General features: G+C 56.3%; 17 protein-coding genes. 8 read left to right on the top strand and 9 right to left on the bottom strand.

The window, feature by feature from the left end; all coding sequences use genetic code 11:
• Nucleotides 1-60: 60 nt before the first annotated feature.
• Together ACMWKA_RS12670 and gapA are read right to left on the bottom strand one after the other, a co-directional pair.
• Nucleotides 61-945, bottom strand: a complete 885-nt coding sequence (locus tag ACMWKA_RS12670) for a D-hexose-6-phosphate mutarotase (protein WP_013097054.1) — start codon at nt 943-945, stop codon at nt 61-63.
• A gap of 72 nt (nt 946-1,017) precedes the next feature.
• Entirely contained in the window at nt 1,018-2,013 is a 996-nt protein-coding gene (gapA, locus tag ACMWKA_RS12675; protein WP_013097053.1) for a glyceraldehyde-3-phosphate dehydrogenase, read from the bottom strand.
• 341 nt (nt 2,014-2,354) lie between these two features.
• Here gapA and msrB point away from each other — a divergent pair, with 341 nt between their 5' ends.
• Together msrB and ACMWKA_RS12685 are read left to right on the top strand one after the other, a co-directional pair.
• Entirely contained in the window at nt 2,355-2,768 is a 414-nt protein-coding gene (gene msrB / locus ACMWKA_RS12680; protein WP_013097052.1) for a peptide-methionine (R)-S-oxide reductase MsrB, read from the top strand.
• 41 nt (nt 2,769-2,809) lie between these two features.
• Nucleotides 2,810-3,088 carry a YeaC family protein gene (locus ACMWKA_RS12685; RefSeq protein ID WP_013097051.1) on the top strand — a complete coding sequence of 93 codons (279 nt, stop codon included), beginning with the start codon at nt 2,810-2,812 and terminating at the stop codon, nt 3,086-3,088.
• Between the two features lie 60 nt (nt 3,089-3,148).
• Here ACMWKA_RS12685 and ACMWKA_RS12690 read toward each other — a convergent pair whose 3' ends face one another.
• The 4 genes from ACMWKA_RS12690 to sppA all read right to left on the bottom strand — a co-directional run bounded on the left by ACMWKA_RS12690 (nt 3,149) and on the right by sppA (nt 8,164).
• The gene (locus tag ACMWKA_RS12690; protein ID WP_414760303.1) at nt 3,149-4,405 is read right to left on the bottom strand and encodes a glycoside hydrolase family 18 protein; all 1,257 of its coding nucleotides are present in this window, start codon (nt 4,403-4,405) and stop codon (nt 3,149-3,151) included.
• 171 nt (nt 4,406-4,576) lie between these two features.
• Nucleotides 4,577-5,218: a bifunctional nicotinamidase/pyrazinamidase gene (gene pncA, locus ACMWKA_RS12695; RefSeq protein WP_246932025.1), complete on the bottom strand. Its 642-nt coding sequence runs from the start codon at nt 5,216-5,218 to the stop codon at nt 4,577-4,579.
• Between the two features lie 9 nt (nt 5,219-5,227).
• The gene (ansA, locus tag ACMWKA_RS12700; RefSeq protein ID WP_013097048.1) at nt 5,228-6,244 is read right to left on the bottom strand and encodes an asparaginase; all 1,017 of its coding nucleotides are present in this window, start codon (nt 6,242-6,244) and stop codon (nt 5,228-5,230) included.
• 63 nt (nt 6,245-6,307) lie between these two features.
• Nucleotides 6,308-8,164 carry a signal peptide peptidase SppA gene (gene sppA, locus ACMWKA_RS12705; protein ID WP_020690337.1) on the bottom strand — a complete coding sequence of 619 codons (1,857 nt, stop codon included), beginning with the start codon at nt 8,162-8,164 and terminating at the stop codon, nt 6,308-6,310.
• Between the two features lie 167 nt (nt 8,165-8,331).
• Between sppA and ACMWKA_RS12710 the strand changes: the two genes are divergently transcribed.
• The 3 genes from ACMWKA_RS12710 to ACMWKA_RS12720 all read left to right on the top strand — a co-directional run bounded on the left by ACMWKA_RS12710 (nt 8,332) and on the right by ACMWKA_RS12720 (nt 11,955).
• Entirely contained in the window at nt 8,332-8,883 is a 552-nt protein-coding gene (locus tag ACMWKA_RS12710) for an NAD(P)H nitroreductase (protein WP_013097046.1), read from the top strand.
• Between the two features lie 116 nt (nt 8,884-8,999).
• Entirely contained in the window at nt 9,000-10,043 is a 1,044-nt protein-coding gene (gene selD, locus ACMWKA_RS12715; RefSeq protein ID WP_014831513.1) for a selenide, water dikinase SelD, read from the top strand.
• Nucleotides 10,044-10,047: 4 nt separating this feature from the next.
• A complete protein-coding gene (locus ACMWKA_RS12720; protein ID WP_038979877.1) occupies nt 10,048-11,955 on the top strand; it encodes a DNA topoisomerase III in 1,908 nt (635 codons plus the stop codon).
• Nucleotides 11,956-12,013: 58 nt separating this feature from the next.
• Here ACMWKA_RS12720 and gdhA read toward each other — a convergent pair whose 3' ends face one another.
• Nucleotides 12,014-13,357: an NADP-specific glutamate dehydrogenase gene (gdhA, locus tag ACMWKA_RS12725; RefSeq protein WP_020688396.1), complete on the bottom strand. Its 1,344-nt coding sequence runs from the start codon at nt 13,355-13,357 to the stop codon at nt 12,014-12,016.
• 228 nt (nt 13,358-13,585) lie between these two features.
• Here gdhA and ACMWKA_RS12730 point away from each other — a divergent pair, with 228 nt between their 5' ends.
• On the top strand, nt 13,586-13,858 hold the full coding sequence (locus ACMWKA_RS12730; protein ID WP_013097042.1) for a YnjH family protein: 273 nt from the start codon (nt 13,586-13,588) through the stop codon (nt 13,856-13,858).
• Here the strand turns inward: ACMWKA_RS12730 and ACMWKA_RS12735 are convergent.
• Nucleotides 13,818-14,234 carry a pyrimidine (deoxy)nucleoside triphosphate diphosphatase gene (locus ACMWKA_RS12735; protein ID WP_045295809.1) on the bottom strand — a complete coding sequence of 139 codons (417 nt, stop codon included), beginning with the start codon at nt 14,232-14,234 and terminating at the stop codon, nt 13,818-13,820. The genes ACMWKA_RS12730 and ACMWKA_RS12735 overlap by 41 nt on opposite strands.
• Before the next feature lie 75 nt (nt 14,235-14,309).
• On the opposite strand from ACMWKA_RS12735, the gene ACMWKA_RS12740 reads away from it, so the two are divergent.
• Nucleotides 14,310-14,879, top strand: a complete 570-nt coding sequence (locus tag ACMWKA_RS12740; RefSeq protein WP_057071569.1) for a carboxymuconolactone decarboxylase family protein — start codon at nt 14,310-14,312, stop codon at nt 14,877-14,879.
• Nucleotides 14,872-15,489 carry a CDP-alcohol phosphatidyltransferase family protein gene (locus ACMWKA_RS12745; protein ID WP_029881998.1) on the top strand — a complete coding sequence of 206 codons (618 nt, stop codon included), beginning with the start codon at nt 14,872-14,874 and terminating at the stop codon, nt 15,487-15,489. The genes ACMWKA_RS12740 and ACMWKA_RS12745 overlap by 8 nt, the downstream gene beginning before the upstream one ends.
• On the opposite strand, the gene ACMWKA_RS12750 is transcribed toward ACMWKA_RS12745, so the two are convergent.
• Nucleotides 15,486-16,793, bottom strand: coding sequence for a sulfurtransferase (locus tag ACMWKA_RS12750; RefSeq protein ID WP_414760304.1), 1,308 nt, complete (start codon nt 16,791-16,793; stop codon nt 15,486-15,488). The genes ACMWKA_RS12745 and ACMWKA_RS12750 overlap by 4 nt on opposite strands.
• Nucleotides 16,794-16,812: the final 19 nt, after the last annotated feature.

Consider the following 16,812-nt stretch of genomic DNA (forward strand, 5'->3'; position numbering starts at 1 on the left):
ATAACGGGGCGCTTGCGCCCCGTTTGCATTGTGCTGGTGCGGTCAAAATAATACCGCGTCTTAGCGCTTCACAATGCGAATAGTTTGCCCTAAGCGAGACGGTTTTTCTTCGCTGGCTTTTTGCGCCGTAGTGACGCAGGCCGTTTCGACGCAGACAAACGTTTTGTAACCGTCATCGGGCACGTCGGCCATGCTCACTGAGAGCGCCGGACCTGGGTTCCAGCCCACCACGTTGCTGTGATGATGGTGAATCACTTCGATGCCACGGTTGAGGGCACTGTCGTGGATCACGTTGCACGCTTCCGGATGCAGGTAAACGCGGTCGGTACGGTCAGGGAAGGTCTGCACGCCGTCGCTGAGTTTCCCTTCTTTTGCATTGTCCACTTTGTCGATATAGGTATCGCCAAGGCCGCTCACTTTTACCGCGCTGATATCACCCACGTTGAAGTAGGTGTGCAGGGCAGAGGTCGTTTCAAACTCGCCGTGCGCTTCCAGCTCAATCTCGCAGGTTTTACCCAGCTTGAAGCGGGCGTACAGGGTAAACTCGTGCGGCCACAGCGCACGGGTCTCGTCATTGGCCTGAAGCTCAAAGGTCAGCACGGCACCGTTATCATCTTCGTTATGCGCTTTCAGGGTCCACTGCTGGTTGCGGGCAAAACCATGAGAAGGCAGTCCCTGCTGCGCTGACGGGCCAAACCATGGCCAGCAGACAGGCACGCCGCCGCGGATCGCCGCTCCTTTTTTGAAAGAGGTCGCATCGCTCAGCCACAGCACTTCCGTTTCACCTTCTGGTTTCCAGGAGAGCAGGTGGGCGCCGTTCAGCGCAACGGAGGCTTTCACACGCGGGTGGTCAACGACGATAACATCAGCGCCATCAATCTGACGACGGGAGAGCACAGGGGTAAGTTGTTCGACTACCGGAAGTGCAAAAATTTTATTAATCATTAAGCAATCCTCTGTCTTATAAATAAAAAAGGCGACCGAAGTCGCCTTTTTGGATCAAGCACTCATTCCAGTTTATTTGGAGATGTGAGCGATCAGGTCCAGTACTTTGTTAGAGTAGCCAGTTTCGTTGTCGTACCAGGATACCAGTTTAACGAAGTTGTCGTTCAGTGCGATACCTGCTTTAGCATCGAACACGGAAGTGCATACTTCGCCGTTGAAATCGGTAGATACAACGTCGTCTTCGGTGTAACCCAGAACGCCTTTCATTGGGCCTTCGGAAGCAGCTTTGATTGCTTTCTTGATGTCTTCGTAAGAAGCAGCTTTTTCCAGACGAACGGTCAGGTCAACAACGGATACGTTAGGAGTTGGAACGCGGAACGCCATACCAGTCAGTTTGCCATTCAGTTCTGGCAGTACTTTACCTACCGCTTTAGCAGCACCGGTAGAGGATGGGATGATGTTCTGAGCCGCGCCACGGCCGCCACGCCAGTCTTTGTGAGACGGGCCGTCAACGGTTTTCTGAGTAGCGGTGGTCGCGTGAACGGTAGTCATCAGACCTTCGATGATGCCGAAGTTGTCGTTGATAACTTTTGCCAGCGGTGCCAGGCAGTTGGTGGTGCAGGATGCGTTAGAAACGATATCCTGGCCAGCGTAAGTTTCGAAGTTAGCACCACGAACGAACATTGGGGTGTTGTCTTTGGAAGGACCAGTCAGAACAACTTTTTTCGCACCCGCGGTGATGTGTTTACGCGCAGTTTCGTCGGTCAGGAAGATACCGGTTGCTTCAGCAACAACGTCAACACCGATTTCGTTCCATTTCAGGTTAGCTGGGTCTTTCTCAGCAGTAACGCGGATGGTTTTGCCATTAACAACCAGGTGGCCGTCTTTCACTTCAACGGTGCCGTCGAAACGACCGTGAGTTGAGTCGTACTTCAGCATGTACGCCATGTATTCAGCGTCCAGGAGATCGTTGATACCAACGATTTCGATGTCAGAACGTTTCTGAGCAGCACGGAAAACAATACGGCCGATACGGCCAAAACCGTTGATACCTACTTTGATAGTCATATATTCCACCAGCTATTTGTTAGTGAATAAAAGGTTGCCTGTAAAATTACAAAAACCTTACGCAGCGTCAAGCGGAATCGTGTCAATCATTGCGACAAATCAATCCTGTGACTAACGTTTGTGCGACTGACTCGCCTCACTTTCCCTTTGAGCTAGCAACCACATGGGGGCTGCGCCCGGAATTTTAAAGGCCTCGCAGGATAAATATGTGAGCATGATCACAATTGCCTGACCGCCTTTTCGCGACACATAAGTTTAGATCAAAAGTGCACGCAAGGGTGTTAATGTTTTGTTAGAATCCGGGTTAAAAGGTGTCTGTTTCTACAGCGAGATGTAAGCATATGTCGAACCAACGTAACCCTGACGATTTGAAAAAAAACCTCACAGAAATGCAGTTTTACGTGACGCAGAATCACGGCACGGAGCCGCCATTTACCGGGCGTTTACTGCACAACAAACGCGATGGCGTATACCATTGCCTGGTCTGTGACGCCCCCCTGTTCAATTCACAAACGAAATACGATTCTGGCTGCGGCTGGCCGAGCTTTTACGAGCCGGTGAGCGATGACGCGATCCGCTACTTAACTGACTCGTCGCACGGGATGGTGCGTACCGAAATTCGCTGCGGCAACTGCGATGCGCACCTGGGGCATGTCTTCCCGGATGGCCCTCAGCCAACGGGCGAGCGTTTCTGCGTTAACTCAGCTTCTCTGAGCTTTAGCGACGATGAAAACGGCGACCAGATTAAAGGTTGAAAAAACGATTCAGCAAATTATTCCTTTAAAAGGGAGAGATCGTGAATATTGATGACATGATTAACGGTATGACGCCGGAGGTTTATCAGCGTCTGGTCACCGCCGTTGAGCTGGGGAAATGGCCTGATGGCGTTGCCTTAACCCCGGAGCAAAAAGAGAACAGTCTGCAGCTGGTCATGCTGTGGCAGGCGCGCAACAATACCGATGCGCAGCACATGACAATCGATACCAACGGCCAGATGGTGATGAAGAGCAAGCGTGAACTGAAGGAAGAGTTTGGTATCACGCCAAAGCCGATTGCGACGATGAAAATACAATAACGGTGTGGGTTGATGCCCTCACTCAACCCTCTCCTTGTGGGAGAGGGTTTGATTGCCTCATTACTTGTGCGAGATCCCGAGCGACTCCGCCAACTGCTTCGCTAACTGGTTGTTATCATCCGCCCCATACTCCCAGAACATTGCGCCTGCCAGACCTTTCTCTTTGATATAGTCCGCTTTGATAGCGACGGAACGTGGATTCTCATACGAGAGGGCAAACAGATCCTTCCCGTCGGCGCCCTTCACGGAAAGCCACGGCACTTTCGCCTGGTCGTCCCAGTGTTCAGTAAAGCGCTTTTGCGGGTCGTTTAGCAGTTTCTTCACGATATCGTTGTACTTCACGTAGGTATCTTTGGTCAGGTCATAACCGAGTGATCTGAACAACCCGATCTCCTGTGGGCCGAAGTAAGGCTGTGTCACCGGATTGTTTTGCGCATCGGGCTTACTCCAGTCAATGCCCGGTTCCACAGCGCGTTTTGGCACGCGCCCATAGAAACCAATCCCAAGGTTCATCTGCTGTGGCTTCAGCCCCGCGGCCAGATAATTGTTCACCACAAAATCAACGCTGTATTTATCTGCTGCCGCCACGGTCGGCCAGGCGCTGGAGTCATACAGGTTCGCGTTAAAATACTGAGTGCCGTACGCCATGTCGTAGGTCATCAGGTTGATATAGTCGAGAAGGGGAGCGATGGCTTTCACATCGACCCAGTTTTTCGGACTTTCCGCATTGGCCCCAACCGCAATCGTGACCAGTTTTTTCTGCCCGAAGGCGGCACGCAGCTCTTTCAGCAGGAAGGTGAAGTTATCCCGGTCAGCAGGCGTGCTTGCGACCAGCCCCCATGCGCCGTTTACCGGGTACTCCCAGTCAAGGTCGATCCCGTCCAGACCGTATTTCTCAACAATCTCCTGCGCCGAGCGGATAAACACCGCGCGGCTCTCTTTGGTGGCTGCTGCGCCCGAGAAACCACGGGCACCCCAGCCGCCGACGGAAAGCAGAACGTTTAAATTCGGGTTTTGTTTACGAAGCTGTGGGATAAGCGCCAGATCGGACGCCACTTTCGGAGATAACCAGATCTGATGCAGCTTCGCCGGATCTTTCAATGCGGCGTTGGTTTCGTCTTTTTCGTTATTGTAGATAAGGCCAAACGAATAGTTCAGGTGGGTGATCTGGCGAACATCAAGCGTATTGATATCGCCGCCGGGTCCGGCAGTGACATCACCACCGCCGTTAAAGTAGCCCACGGACATCAGGGGAGCGGCGTAAGCAACTGACGCGCAAAGCAAGGGTAAAGCTGCCAGCAATGGCAAACGTTTCATAGGTGTTCCTCTTTGACAGAATAAAAATAACCACGCCACAGAAAAAGCGTGGCGAAAAAACAGCCTGAAAAGCATAGCATTGCCGCTTCGCTTGTGATGCGAGGGAGTTCACTTTATGGGGATCGGAGTGGAAATGCCGGGAAAGGCGAAGCCGCCCCCCGGCATAAAAGACTACGCCTGCGTCTCCAGCCAGTCTGCCAGCATATACAGCGTCGCGCCTTCAGCGGCCATATCCATAAACGCCTGCGCGCTGTCCTGCGGTTGAATGTTCACCCCGCGACAGCCGTCGGTGATGACGCTGACCGTATAACCCAACTGGAGCGCGTCCAGCACGCTAAACTTCACGCAGTAATCGGTTGCCAGACCCAGCACAATCAGCTCGGTGATTTCGTGGTGACGTAACCACGCGTCCAGCGCCGTTTTCTGACGATGTCCGTTATCGAAAAAGGCGCTGTAGCTGTCAATAGCCGGGTTTTCGCCTTTATGAAACACCGCGTCGATGGCTTTCTGATTCAGCAGCGGATGTAGCGCGGCGCCTTCCGTTTGCTGCACGCAGTGATCGGGCCAGAAGGTTTGCGCCAGACCGTCGAGCTCACCCTGGCTGAAGGGTTCAACGCCGTGCTGGCTGGCAAAACTGCCATGGTTGGCCGGATGCCAGTCCTGGCTTGCGACAACGGCTTCACCGCGCAATTTACACCAGTCAATCAGGGTATTGGCCACGTCGACCGTGCTGTCACCTTCTGCGACGGCCAGTGCGCCGCCCGCGCAGAAATCATTTTGCAAATCGACCAGTAACAGGGCGCGTTGCTTCATGAGGCCTCCTTATTCGTCCGGGGTCAGTTCGCCGCGCAGGTTTTGCATCATGGCGCTGCGAATGGACTGGATGTCCAGATCCTGACTCAGTAAATAATGAAGTTTAGTCAGTGTGGCCTCGACGGTCATATCGAATCCGCTGATCACCCCCGCATGCGCCAGAGCGTTACCGGTGGCATAGCCGCCCATATTGACCTTGCCGGACATACATTGCGTCAGGTTAACCACCACAATCCCGCGCTCGCTCGCTTCCTGCAGCTCTTTCAGGAATTCACTGTTCTGCGGCGCGTTACCCACACCGTAGGAGCGCAAAATCAGCGCTTTTACCGGCTGGCGCAGGAAGTTACGCACCACATCAGCAGAGATGCCCGGATAAATGGTTACCACACCGATCGGCTGCGGAGTGATCGGGTGAACGATCAGCTCGCCTGAGGTGGTCGGCGCAGGCGGCGTGCCCAGACGACGAATATGAATACCCGCTTCCAGCAGCGGTTGCAGGTTTGGAGAGGCGAAGGCGTCAAACCCATCGGCGTGCGCTTTGGTGGTACGGTTGCCACGATACAGACGGTTGTTGAAGAACAGCGAGACCTCGTTAATCGGGTAGTTCGCCGCCACATAGAGAGAGTTAAGCAGGTTAATCTGTCCATCCGAGCGCAGTTCCGCCAGCGGAATTTGCGAGCCGGTGACAATCACCGGTTTGCTCAGGTTTTCCAGCATGAAGGAGAGCGCCGAGGCGGTAAAGGCCATGGTGTCGGTACCATGCAGGATCACAAAGCCGTCGTACTGGTCGTAATGGGCTTTGATGTCATCCGCGATATGCTGCCAGTCTTCCGGCGTCATGTCGGAGGAGTCCATCAGCGGCTCGTACTCGTGGATGGTAAAGTCAGGCATTTCCGGGCGGTGGAATTCCGGCATCAGGGCAAGCTGACGTTGAAGATGACCGGACACAGGAATATAGCCGTTTTCAGAGCGCTGCATCCCGATGGTACCGCCAGTGTAGGCTACATAAATCGATTTCTTCTGCATGGTAGTGATTTCTTGTTCTTCAAAAGAAAAAAATCCCCTCTTCACCGGAAGAGGGGACGGGGTTTAACGTACGTTTGCGCAGGTCAGGCAAAACGCGTAACGACTTTGTGGATCATTAAACGCCGCGAGCTTATCGCTTTCCGCTTTCATCGCTTTAGCGGCCGTGGCGACAGGCGCTGGCAGATAAGCCTGCAGCGCTTCCGGCAACATGGCGCGCACGGAGACGGACATGCTGTCCATCACCATATCGAAGAACGACGGCTCATCCTGATAGTATTCAACATGCCACTGTTTGAGCTTCGCCAGTTCGGCGGCTTTCTTCACCGCGTCATCAAAGTCACCCAGGCTGTCGACCAGGCCGTTGCTCTTCGCATCCTGTCCTGTCCAGACGTGGCCCTGAGCAATTTCGTCGATCTGCTGCGGCGTCTTTTTACGCGAGTCAGCGACCAGCGTGATAAAGCGCTTGTAGCCATTCTCAATGCTGAGCTGCATCATCTCGGACACTTCAGGTGGCAGGGATTTGGTTACCGACACATCCGCCAGCGGTGAAGTGGCCACACCATCCGTATGCACACCCAGGTAATCCAGGCTGTTCTCTACCGTGTTGATCACCCCGAAGATGCCAATTGATCCGGTCAGGGTGCTTGGGTTAGCGACGATGTAGTTAGCCGGGGTTGAGATCCAGTAACCGCCGGAAGCCGCCATGCCGCCCATGGAAACCACCACCGGTTTACCTGCTGCACGCGCAGCGGCCAGCTCGGCGCGGATCACTTCAGAGGCGCTGACGCTGCCCCCCGGGCTGTTCACACGCAGCACAATCGCTTTCACTTTCGGGTCAAGACGCGCGTCACGGATCTGCGACGCGGTGGTATCACCCCCGACGTTCCCCGGAGTCTCCTGACCGTCCATGATTGCGCCATTGGCGAAGACGACCGCAACGCTGTCACCGCTCTCATCCGGTTTTTTCGCCGCGTAATCGTACATGCTGATCGCGCTGTAATTTTTATCCTCTTTGCTCCAGCCGAACTGTTTGCTCAGGGACTTTTCGATCTCCGCGCTGGTTCCCAGGGCATCGACCAGCTTGTTATCAAGCGCATATTTCGCGGTATCGCCGTCAACCTTGCGCAAGCCGTCCAGCACGCCCTGAGCACCAGGGAAGACCTGTGCAGGGGTAATCTGGCGGTTACTGGCAACTGTGGTCAGGTAGTTCTGCCACAGCTCACCAATCCAGCGGCTGTCCGCTTCACGGGCGGCAGGAGACATGTCATCACGGATAAATGGCTCAACGGCAGATTTATACGTACCGACGCGGAACACGTGGGTGGTGACCTTCAGCTTGTCGAGCAGAGATTTGTAGTAAAGCCCGTTCGTGGCAAAGCCGTGCAGGTCGACCGTACCCTGAGGTGAAAGCCAGATTTTATTGGCAAAGCTCGCCAGATAATATTGCCCCTGGCTGTAGCTGTCGCCTATTGCGATCACCGGTTTACCGCTGTCACGGAATTCACGCAGGGCTTTGCCGATGTACTGCATAGAAGGCTGGTCGGCCCCGGCAAAATCTTTCAGATCCAGCACGATACCCGTAATGTTGCGATCATCTTTTGCCTGACGAATGGTATCGACAATATCGAACAGGGAGTTTTCCTGCAGGCGGTCCGAGGTAGCGCCGAACAGCTGACGACCAATCACTCCCAGACGATTGCTGGTGGAAGGCTTATCGACAATCACGCCGGTGATGTCGAGCAGCAGCGCGCCGCGCGTCGAATGCTGTGACTGGTTTGCGTTACTGATGTGCATCCAGATGCCCGCGCAAACCAGCACCAGGAGGATGAAAACGAGGTTCATCACCAGGTTGCGGACGAAATTGAGCAGTCGCCACGTCCATTTAAAGAAACCGGCAAAGATTCGCCAAAGGGTTCGCATGTATTCTCCCTAACCAGAAAATGACTGTTTCCGTCGCCACTGGACGGTAATGTTGGGTTATCGTAATGACCCAACCGCCACTTGTCAGCAGGAATCGCCTGCCAGGCTGTAACAAAATCTGCCGTCGTGTTAATTTTGTGAGTAAATTTCAAGAAAGGAGTTAACCAATGGACGCACTTGAACTGCTTGTTAACCGCCGTAGCGCGTCACGTCTGGCGGAACCTGCGCCAGCGGGTGAGCAGCTGGAGAACATTCTGCGTGCCGGTATGCGTGCGCCGGATCACGGCACACTTCAGCCGTGGCACTTCTTTATTATTGAAGGTGAAGGCCGCGAGCGCTTCAGCCAGCTGCTGGAGCAGGGGGCGGTTGCCGCCGGTCAGGATGAGAAAGGGATCGATAAAGCCCGTAATGCGCCGTTCCGTGCGCCGATGATTATCGCCGTCGTGGCGAAGTGTCAGGCGGAGCATAAAGTGCCGGTATGGGAGCAGGAGATGTCGGCGGGATGCGCGGTGATGGCGATGCAGATGGCCGCTGTTGCACAAGGCTTCAACGGTATCTGGCGTACCGGGCCACTAACTGAAAGCCCGGCGGTGCGCGACGGACTCAACTGCGGCGAGCATGACAAAATCGTCGGTTTCCTCTATCTCGGCACCCCTCAGCTTAAAGCCTCCAGCACCATTAGCGTGCCGGACACCACGCCTTTCGTCAGCCGTTTCTGATAACGCGCGCTAAACTGTCTGGATTCTGAGCATCTGCCGCAGAATTCAGACAGTCATACTTACCTCTTTAAGGAATGAGCGCTACCATAGCGCGATTGCATTGACAGGAGATGTCCATGAGCGAGCAAACCATTCGTTTAACGCAATACAGCCACGGAGCCGGTTGCGGTTGTAAAATTTCCCCCAAAGTGCTGGAAACCATCCTGCACAGTGAACAGGCGAAGTTTGTCGACCCGAACCTGCTTGTTGGCAACGAAACGCGTGACGATGCAGCGGTTTATGACTTGGGTAACGGCACCAGCATTATCAGTACCACTGACTTCTTTATGCCGATTGTCGATAACCCGTTCGATTTCGGGCGCATCGCAGCGACCAACGCCATCAGCGATATCTTCGCGATGGGCGGTAAACCGATTATGGCGATTGCGATTCTGGGCTGGCCGATCAACACCCTTGCGCCAGAAATAGCCCGCCAGGTGATTGAGGGCGGACGCTTTGCCTGCCAGCAGGCGGGGATTGCCCTGGCCGGTGGTCACTCTATTGATGCGCCGGAGCCGATCTTCGGTCTGGCGGTCACGGGCGTGGTGCCTACCGAGCGCGTCAAACGCAACAGCACCGCGCAGGCGGGTTGCAAGCTGTTCCTCACCAAGCCGCTGGGCATTGGCGTGCTGACCACCGCCGAGAAAAAATCCCTGCTGAAACCCGAGCATAAAGGTCTGGCAACGGAAGTGATGTGCCAGATGAACCTGGCCGGTGCCGCTTTCGCCAATATCGACGGCGTGAAGGCGATGACCGACGTCACCGGTTTTGGCCTGTTGGGGCATCTCTCTGAAGTGTGTCAGGGCGCGGGTGTGCAGGCGCAGGTCTGGTATCAGGACGTGCCGAAGCTGCCAGGCGTGGAAGCGTACATTGCCCAGGGCGCCGTGCCGGGCGGTACTCAGCGTAACTTTGCCAGCTATGGTCATCTGATGGGCGAAATGCCTGAAGAGTGGCGTAACCTGCTGTGCGATCCGCAAACCTCGGGTGGTCTGCTGCTGGCAGTCACGCCGGAGTCAGAAGCCGAGGTGCAGGCAACGGCCGCCGAGTTTGGTATTACCCTGACGGCGATCGGCGAACTGGTGACCGCGCGCGGTGGCCGACCGATGATTGAGATCCGTTAATTCGATGCGGTTGTTTATTGCCGAAAAGCCGAGTCTGGCTCGTGCCATCGCCGATGTGCTGCCGAAGCCGCATCGCAAAGGCGACGGCTTTATTGAATGCGGTAACGGGCAGGTGGTCACCTGGTGCATTGGTCACCTGCTTGAGCAGGCACAGCCAGACGTCTACGACAGCCGCTATGCCCGCTGGAACCTCAACGATCTGCCTATCGTGCCGGAAAAATGGCGCCTGCAACCGCGCCCCTCCGTCACCAAACAGCTCAACGTCATTAAGCGCTTTCTGCATGAAGCGTCTGAAGTTGTCCACGCCGGTGACCCGGACAGGGAAGGACAACTGCTGGTGGATGAAGTGCTGGACTATCTGGAGCTGGCGCCGGAAAAACGCCAGCAGGTGCAGCGCTGCCTGATTAACGACCTCAACCCGCAGGCGGTGGAGCGGGCGATTTCACGTCTGCGCGCCAACAGCGAGTTTATCCCGCTGTGCGTGTCCGCGTTAGCCCGCGCGCGCGCAGACTGGCTGTACGGGATCAACATGACCCGCGCCTACACGATCCTTGGGCGGAATGCCGGCTATCAGGGGGTACTCTCCGTAGGCCGCGTGCAAACGCCGGTGCTGGGGCTGGTGGTGCGCCGTGATGAAGAAATTGAAAACTTCGTCGCCAAAGATTTCTTCGAAGTGAAAGCGCACATCGTCACCCCGAAAGAGGAGCGTTTTACCGCCGTCTGGCAGCCGAGCGATGCCTGCGAATCGTATCAGGATGAAGAAGGCCGTCTGCTGCACCGTCCGCTGGCGGAGCACGTGGTCAACCGGATCACCGGTCAACCTGCCATCGTCACCAGCTATAACGATAAACGGGAATCCGAACCCGCACCGCTGCCGTTTTCACTTTCTGCCCTGCAGATTGAGGCCGCGAAGCGCTTTGGCCTGAGCGCGCAGAACGTGCTGGATATCTGCCAGAAGCTCTACGAAACCCACAAGCTCATCACCTATCCGCGTTCAGACAGCCGCTACCTGCCTGAAGAGCACTTTGCCGGACGCCACGCGGTGATGAACGCCATCGGCGTGCATGCGCCGGATCTGCTGCCGCAGCCGGTCGTCAACCCGGATACCCATAACCGCTGCTGGGACGATAAAAAAGTCGATGCCCACCATGCGATCATCCCGACGGCGCGGGCCAGCAACGTCAACCTGACGGAGAACGAAGCGAAGGTCTATAACCTGATCGCGCGTCAATATCTGATGCAGTTCTGCCCGGACGCGGTGTTCCGCAAGTGCGTCATTGAGCTGGAGATCGCCAAAGGCAAATTTATTGCCAAAGCGCGTTTTCTGGCGGAAGCGGGCTGGCGTACGCTGCTTGGCAACAAAGAGCGTGACGAAGAGAACGACGGCACTCCGCTGCCGGTAGTGGCTAAAGACGACGAGCTGCTGTGTGAGAAAGGGGAAGTGGTAGAGCGCCAGACGCAGCCACCACGCCATTTCACCGATGCGACGCTGCTCTCCGCCATGACCGGGATTGCCCGTTTTGTACAGGACAAAGAGCTGAAAAAGATCCTGCGCGCCACTGACGGGCTGGGAACTGAAGCGACCCGCGCGGGGATCATCGAGCTGCTGTTCAAACGCGGCTTCCTGGAGAAAAAAGGGCGCTATATTCACTCCACCGAGCCGGGCAGGGCATTAATCCACTCCCTGCCGGAGCTGGCCGCCAGGCCGGATATGACGGCGCACTGGGAATCGGTGCTGACGCAAATCAGCGAGAAACAGTGCCGTTATCAGGACTTTATGCAGCCGCTGGTGGGGACGCTGTACCAGCTGATCGATCAGGCACGCAGCACGCCGGTGAAGCGGTTCAGAGGAATGGTGGCACCGGGTGGTGGTGCGAAGAAACCGTTTAAAAAGAAAAAGAGCGCGGCCTGATACCCTCGTTTTTTTCCCCTCTCCCAAAGGGAGAGGGCACCCGGCCGCACGTTAAAACTTAAATCACACCTTGTCCAATCATCGCGTCCGCCACCTTCACGAACCCGGCGATATTCGCACCACGCACGTAGTTGGTTTGCGAGGCCTCACCGCCGTACTCTACGCAGGCGTGGTGAATATCCAGCATGATGTGGTGCAGACGGGCATCCACTTTCTCTGCTTTCCAGCCCAGACGCGCGGCGTTTTGCGCCATCTCCAGACCGGACGTTGCCACGCCGCCGGCGTTGGCGGCTTTGCCCGGTGCAAACAGTACGCCTGCTTCCAGGAACAGATCGGTCGCCTCGATGGTGGTTGGCATATTCGCCCCTTCGGCTACCGCTTTTACGCCATTGCTGATTAAGGTGCGGGCGGCTTCAACGTCCAGTTCGTTCTGGGTTGCACACGGCAGGGCGATATCCACCGGCACGCCCCACGGTTGTTTACCCTCAAGATAGGTCAGACCAAACTCGCGGGCATAATCGGCCACGCGGCCATCGCGACTGGCTTTGATTTCACACAGACGCGCCAGTTTCTCAGCCGTGAAGCCGGCTTCATCCACAACGGTACCGCTGGAATCAGACGCGGTGACCACGCGGGCACCAAACTGCATTGCTTTTTCGATGGCATATTGCGCCACGTTGCCGGAGCCGGAGACCGCCACGCGCATGCCTTCGAAGCCTAAGCCGTGGCGTTTCAGCATCGCTTCGGTGAAATAGACCAGACCGTAGCCGGTCGCTTCCGGGCGGATCAGGCTGCCGCCAAAGGAGAGTCCTTTGCCGGTAAAGACGCAGGCGCTGTTGTTTGAGAGCTTTTTCATCATTCCGGCCATAAAGCCCACTTCACGCCCGCCCACGCCGATATCACCAGCAGGGACGTCGGTGTCCGGGCCAAGGTGGCGATAAAGCTCGGTGATCAGCGCCTGGCAGAAGCGCATCACTTCGCCTTCGCTTTTGCCTTTCGGGTCAAAATCGCTGCCGCCTTTACCGCCGCCCATCGGCAGGGTAGTGAGCGCGTTTTTAAAGGTCTGCTCAAAGCCAAGGAATTTCAAAATCGACAGGTTCACTGAAGGGTGGAAGCGCATCCCGCCCTTAAACGGCCCGATAGCCGAGTTAAACTGCACGCGCCACGCGCGGTTCACCTGCACCTGATTGCGGTCGTCCACCCACGCCACGCGGAACTGGATCACGCGCTCAGGTTCGACGAGGCGCTCAAGCAAAGACATCTGACGATAACGTGGGTTTTGTTCCAGGAAGGGCCACAGGGTGGTCATTACTTCACGTACGGCCTGCGCAAACTCGCTCTGATGCGGGTCGCGCTGCTGAACATGGGTGAGAAAACTTTCCAGAGTGCGTGTCTGATCCATAGATATAAGAACCTCTTATGATAATTTCCGTATGTGTCTTATACGATTTGTGTTGTTTTTTTGACTATACCACCCGTACCGCTTTGCGAAGCAAGCAGAAATTTATGTCGAAAGGGAAATTAATGACCAGTGCGGCGTCATAACCAAAAGCGATGACGAGATAAATTAAAGGTTCCGCGATGATTAACCGTTATAGTCATTATCAGGACACAACAGGAAGAGAAGTCTATGAACCGTTACGTGATGACCGCGTTATGTTTGATGCTGAGCGCTGGCGCGCAGGCTGACCGCATTCGCCCGGATGTGGAAGTGAACGTACCGCCGGAGGTCTTTAGCTCCAGCGGCCAGAGAGCGCAGCCCTGTAACCAGTGCTGCATCTATCAGGATCAGAACTACTCAGAAGGGGCGGTGGTGAAAGCGGACGGCATCCTGCTGCAGTGCCAGCGCGATGAACGCACCATCAGTACGAATCCACTGGTCTGGCGTCGCGTAAAAGAATAAAGGCTTCCAGCAGCGGAATATCCGCCGGGGCTAAGGGGTAGTCAAACGCCTCTTCAGGCGTACACCACACCAGGGCGCTGTGGTAGTGCGCCGTTAGCTCACCACTGAAGTGGGGCACGTGCCAGGCGTGTAAATGGATTAACCGCTGTGACACTTCCCGCTGGTGGCTTGCCACGTAGTACGACGGTCGCGCGTGGATCCCTAACTCCTCCTGCAGCTCGCGGATCAGCGCTTCGGGCTGCGTTTCTCCGGCTTCCACCTTTCCACCGGCAAACTCCCACAGGCCCGGCTGATCGGCATGCATGGGGCGCTGCGCCAGTAAAATTTTATTGTCTTTTTCGATGATTGCCGCAACGACATCGAGTGTTTTCAGCATGGTCGTCAATACTTGATAGCGAAAAACACCATATTATCGTGCCCTTTCCAGGAGTCCAGTCATCAGGAGAATCACGTGAAAGAGACATCCACCTGGGTTGCCCCGGTTGAATCCCTTCCCGCCAGCCTCAAACCTATTGCCGCCATGCAGAAAAAACACTTTGGCGCAGTGCTTAACCCCACGCGCTGGTGGGGACGTATGCCGCGCCTGTTCTGGCTGGTGGCGCTGTTTGTCGGGTTTCTGGAGCGACGCAACGCCCGCCTGACGCCGGTGCTGCGCTCGCTGCTGATGACGCGGGTATCCCAGCTCTGTCACTGTGCATTTTGTATTGATGCCAATAGCCTGCGTCTTGCCGAACGCGCGGGCGCGTTGGATAAAGTGCAGGCCGTGAGTCAGTGGCGTGACGCCGCGCTTTTCAATGAGCAGGAGCGCGCGGCGCTGGCCTACGCGGAGGCCGTCACCGCCACGCCGCCGCAGGTGGATGAGGCGCTCAAAAGCGAGCTCAAACGCCTTTTTACCGATGAGACGATTAGCGAAATGACGGCGCTGATTGCGTTTCAAAACCTTTCGGCCCGCTTTAATGCCGCCCTTGATATCCCGGCGCAGGGACTGTGCGACACGTTTAAAGGAAAGCCGCATGCTTGATCGACATATTCATCCCCGGGTAAAGCCCGCCCTTAACCGGCTGGCCTCCTGGCTGGATAAACCCGGCATCACGCCCGATGGCTTAACGTTAACCGGATTTGCCGCAGGCGTGCTGACGCTACCGTTTCTGGCGCTTGGCTGGTATCCGGCGGCCCTGGTCGCCATTGTGGCTAATCGCCTGCTGGATGGCCTGGACGGCGCACTGGCACGCCGCAGAGGGCTGACGGATGCGGGCGGGTTTCTGGATATCGCGCTCGATTTTCTGTTCTACGCGCTGGTGCCGTTTGGTTTTGCCCTCGCGGCTCCCGCTGAGAATGCGCTGGCCGCGGCCTGGCTACTGTTCGCCTTTATCGGAACCGGCAGCAGCTTTCTGGCCTTTGCCGCTCTGGCGGCGAAACACAATATCGATAACCCCGGCTATGCGCACAAGTCGTTTTACTATATCGGCGGATTAACGGAAGGGACGGAGACCATCGTGCTGTTTGTGTTGTGCTGCCTGTTTCCGGCGCACTTCACGCTTCTCGCGTGGGTATTTGGCGCGTTGTGCTGGCTGACCACCACAACGCGCATCTGGAGCGGGTATCTGACGCTGCGTTCACTCACGCCCTAGCGCGAACTGTCGGGTCCGCGTTCGCCAGACGACACCGGGTTTTGCGGGTGGCTGCTCCATTCGTACCAGCCACCGTCATAGACGGAGATGTTTTTCCAGCCCATCGCCCGGGCATACATAAAGCCCTCTGAAGCTCGCCAGCCGGTACCGCAATAAAAGGCCACGTGCTGTTCCGGCAGGATGTTCCAGCTTTTCCACATGGCGGCGATGTCATCGGCGCTGCGCATGGTGCCGTCCGGGTTATGGAAATCTTCCATATGGGTGGCATCGCTTCCGGCATGACCCCAGCGGGCACCGGCAATTTCACCTTTGGGTTTGATGTAGCTGTAGCCGCTGGTTTCGCCAGTAAACTCCGGCCACGAGCGAATGCTGACCAGCGAAGCATCCTGGCGATGCAGCATCCCGCGCGCCTGCGCCATATCGATCATCAGCTGTGGCTGACCGGGGAGCGGCGCGCCGAAATCGGGAGCGGGTTTGACATCAGCAGGCATCCCTCTTTCCACCGGCAGGTTGGCCTCTGACCACGCTTTCCAGCCACCATTAAGAATACGCACGTCCTTCACGCCCGCGTAGAGCATAATTTGCGCCACGCGGGCGGCGGTATAGACATCGCGACCATACAGAATGACGGTGGTATCGTGACGGATCCCGTGTTTTGCCAGCATCGCTTTCAGTTTGTCGTCAGAAACCTTATTCCACAGCGGCTCGCTTTCCACTTCGTTGGTATCAATATAATCCGCGCCGGGAATGTGGTTCAGTAGATAGAACTTCGGCGCACCCCAGGCGGCTTCAATCACTTTCCAGTCACCGGCCGGGGCGGCTGCCACCGGTTTGCCCTGCGAAAGCTGATAAATCCACTGCGGGTAAACGAGCTGTTCAAAGTGCGGCAGGCGCTGCAGACGCTCAGGGGACTGCAGGGCATCACTGAGAACGGAAACCCGGGGATAACCGGCTTTCTTCAGGCGGGCGCTCACCGCCTGGTTGTCAGCGTCACTGCCGTAGAGGGCGATAGTCGTTGTGGGGGTAAGCTGATGCTGTTTTGCCCAGCGGCCAATCTGGTCGTCGCTCATCGCGCTCAGCCAGGTGGTAGAGAGGTTAAGCGCAGCGGGCTCGTGCCCGGAGGGGGCGCTCAGCGTTTGCGGCCAGCCGTTATAAAACGCACTGGCACGGGTATCGATCGCCGCGCCGTGCTGTTCCTGAAGCTGAGCCAGTGTGAGCGAATGGGGCATATCAGCGGCCATGCAAGAGAGTGAGGCGAGGCCGCAAAGCAGGGCCAGCGCGGTCAGTTGAGAAACACGTTTCATCGAATAACCTGACGTCAGT

It is taken from the genome of Enterobacter sp. 03-F-07-AD-ECC (assembly GCF_047530935.1).
Lineage (GTDB): Bacteria > Pseudomonadota > Gammaproteobacteria > Enterobacterales > Enterobacteriaceae > Enterobacter > Enterobacter cloacae.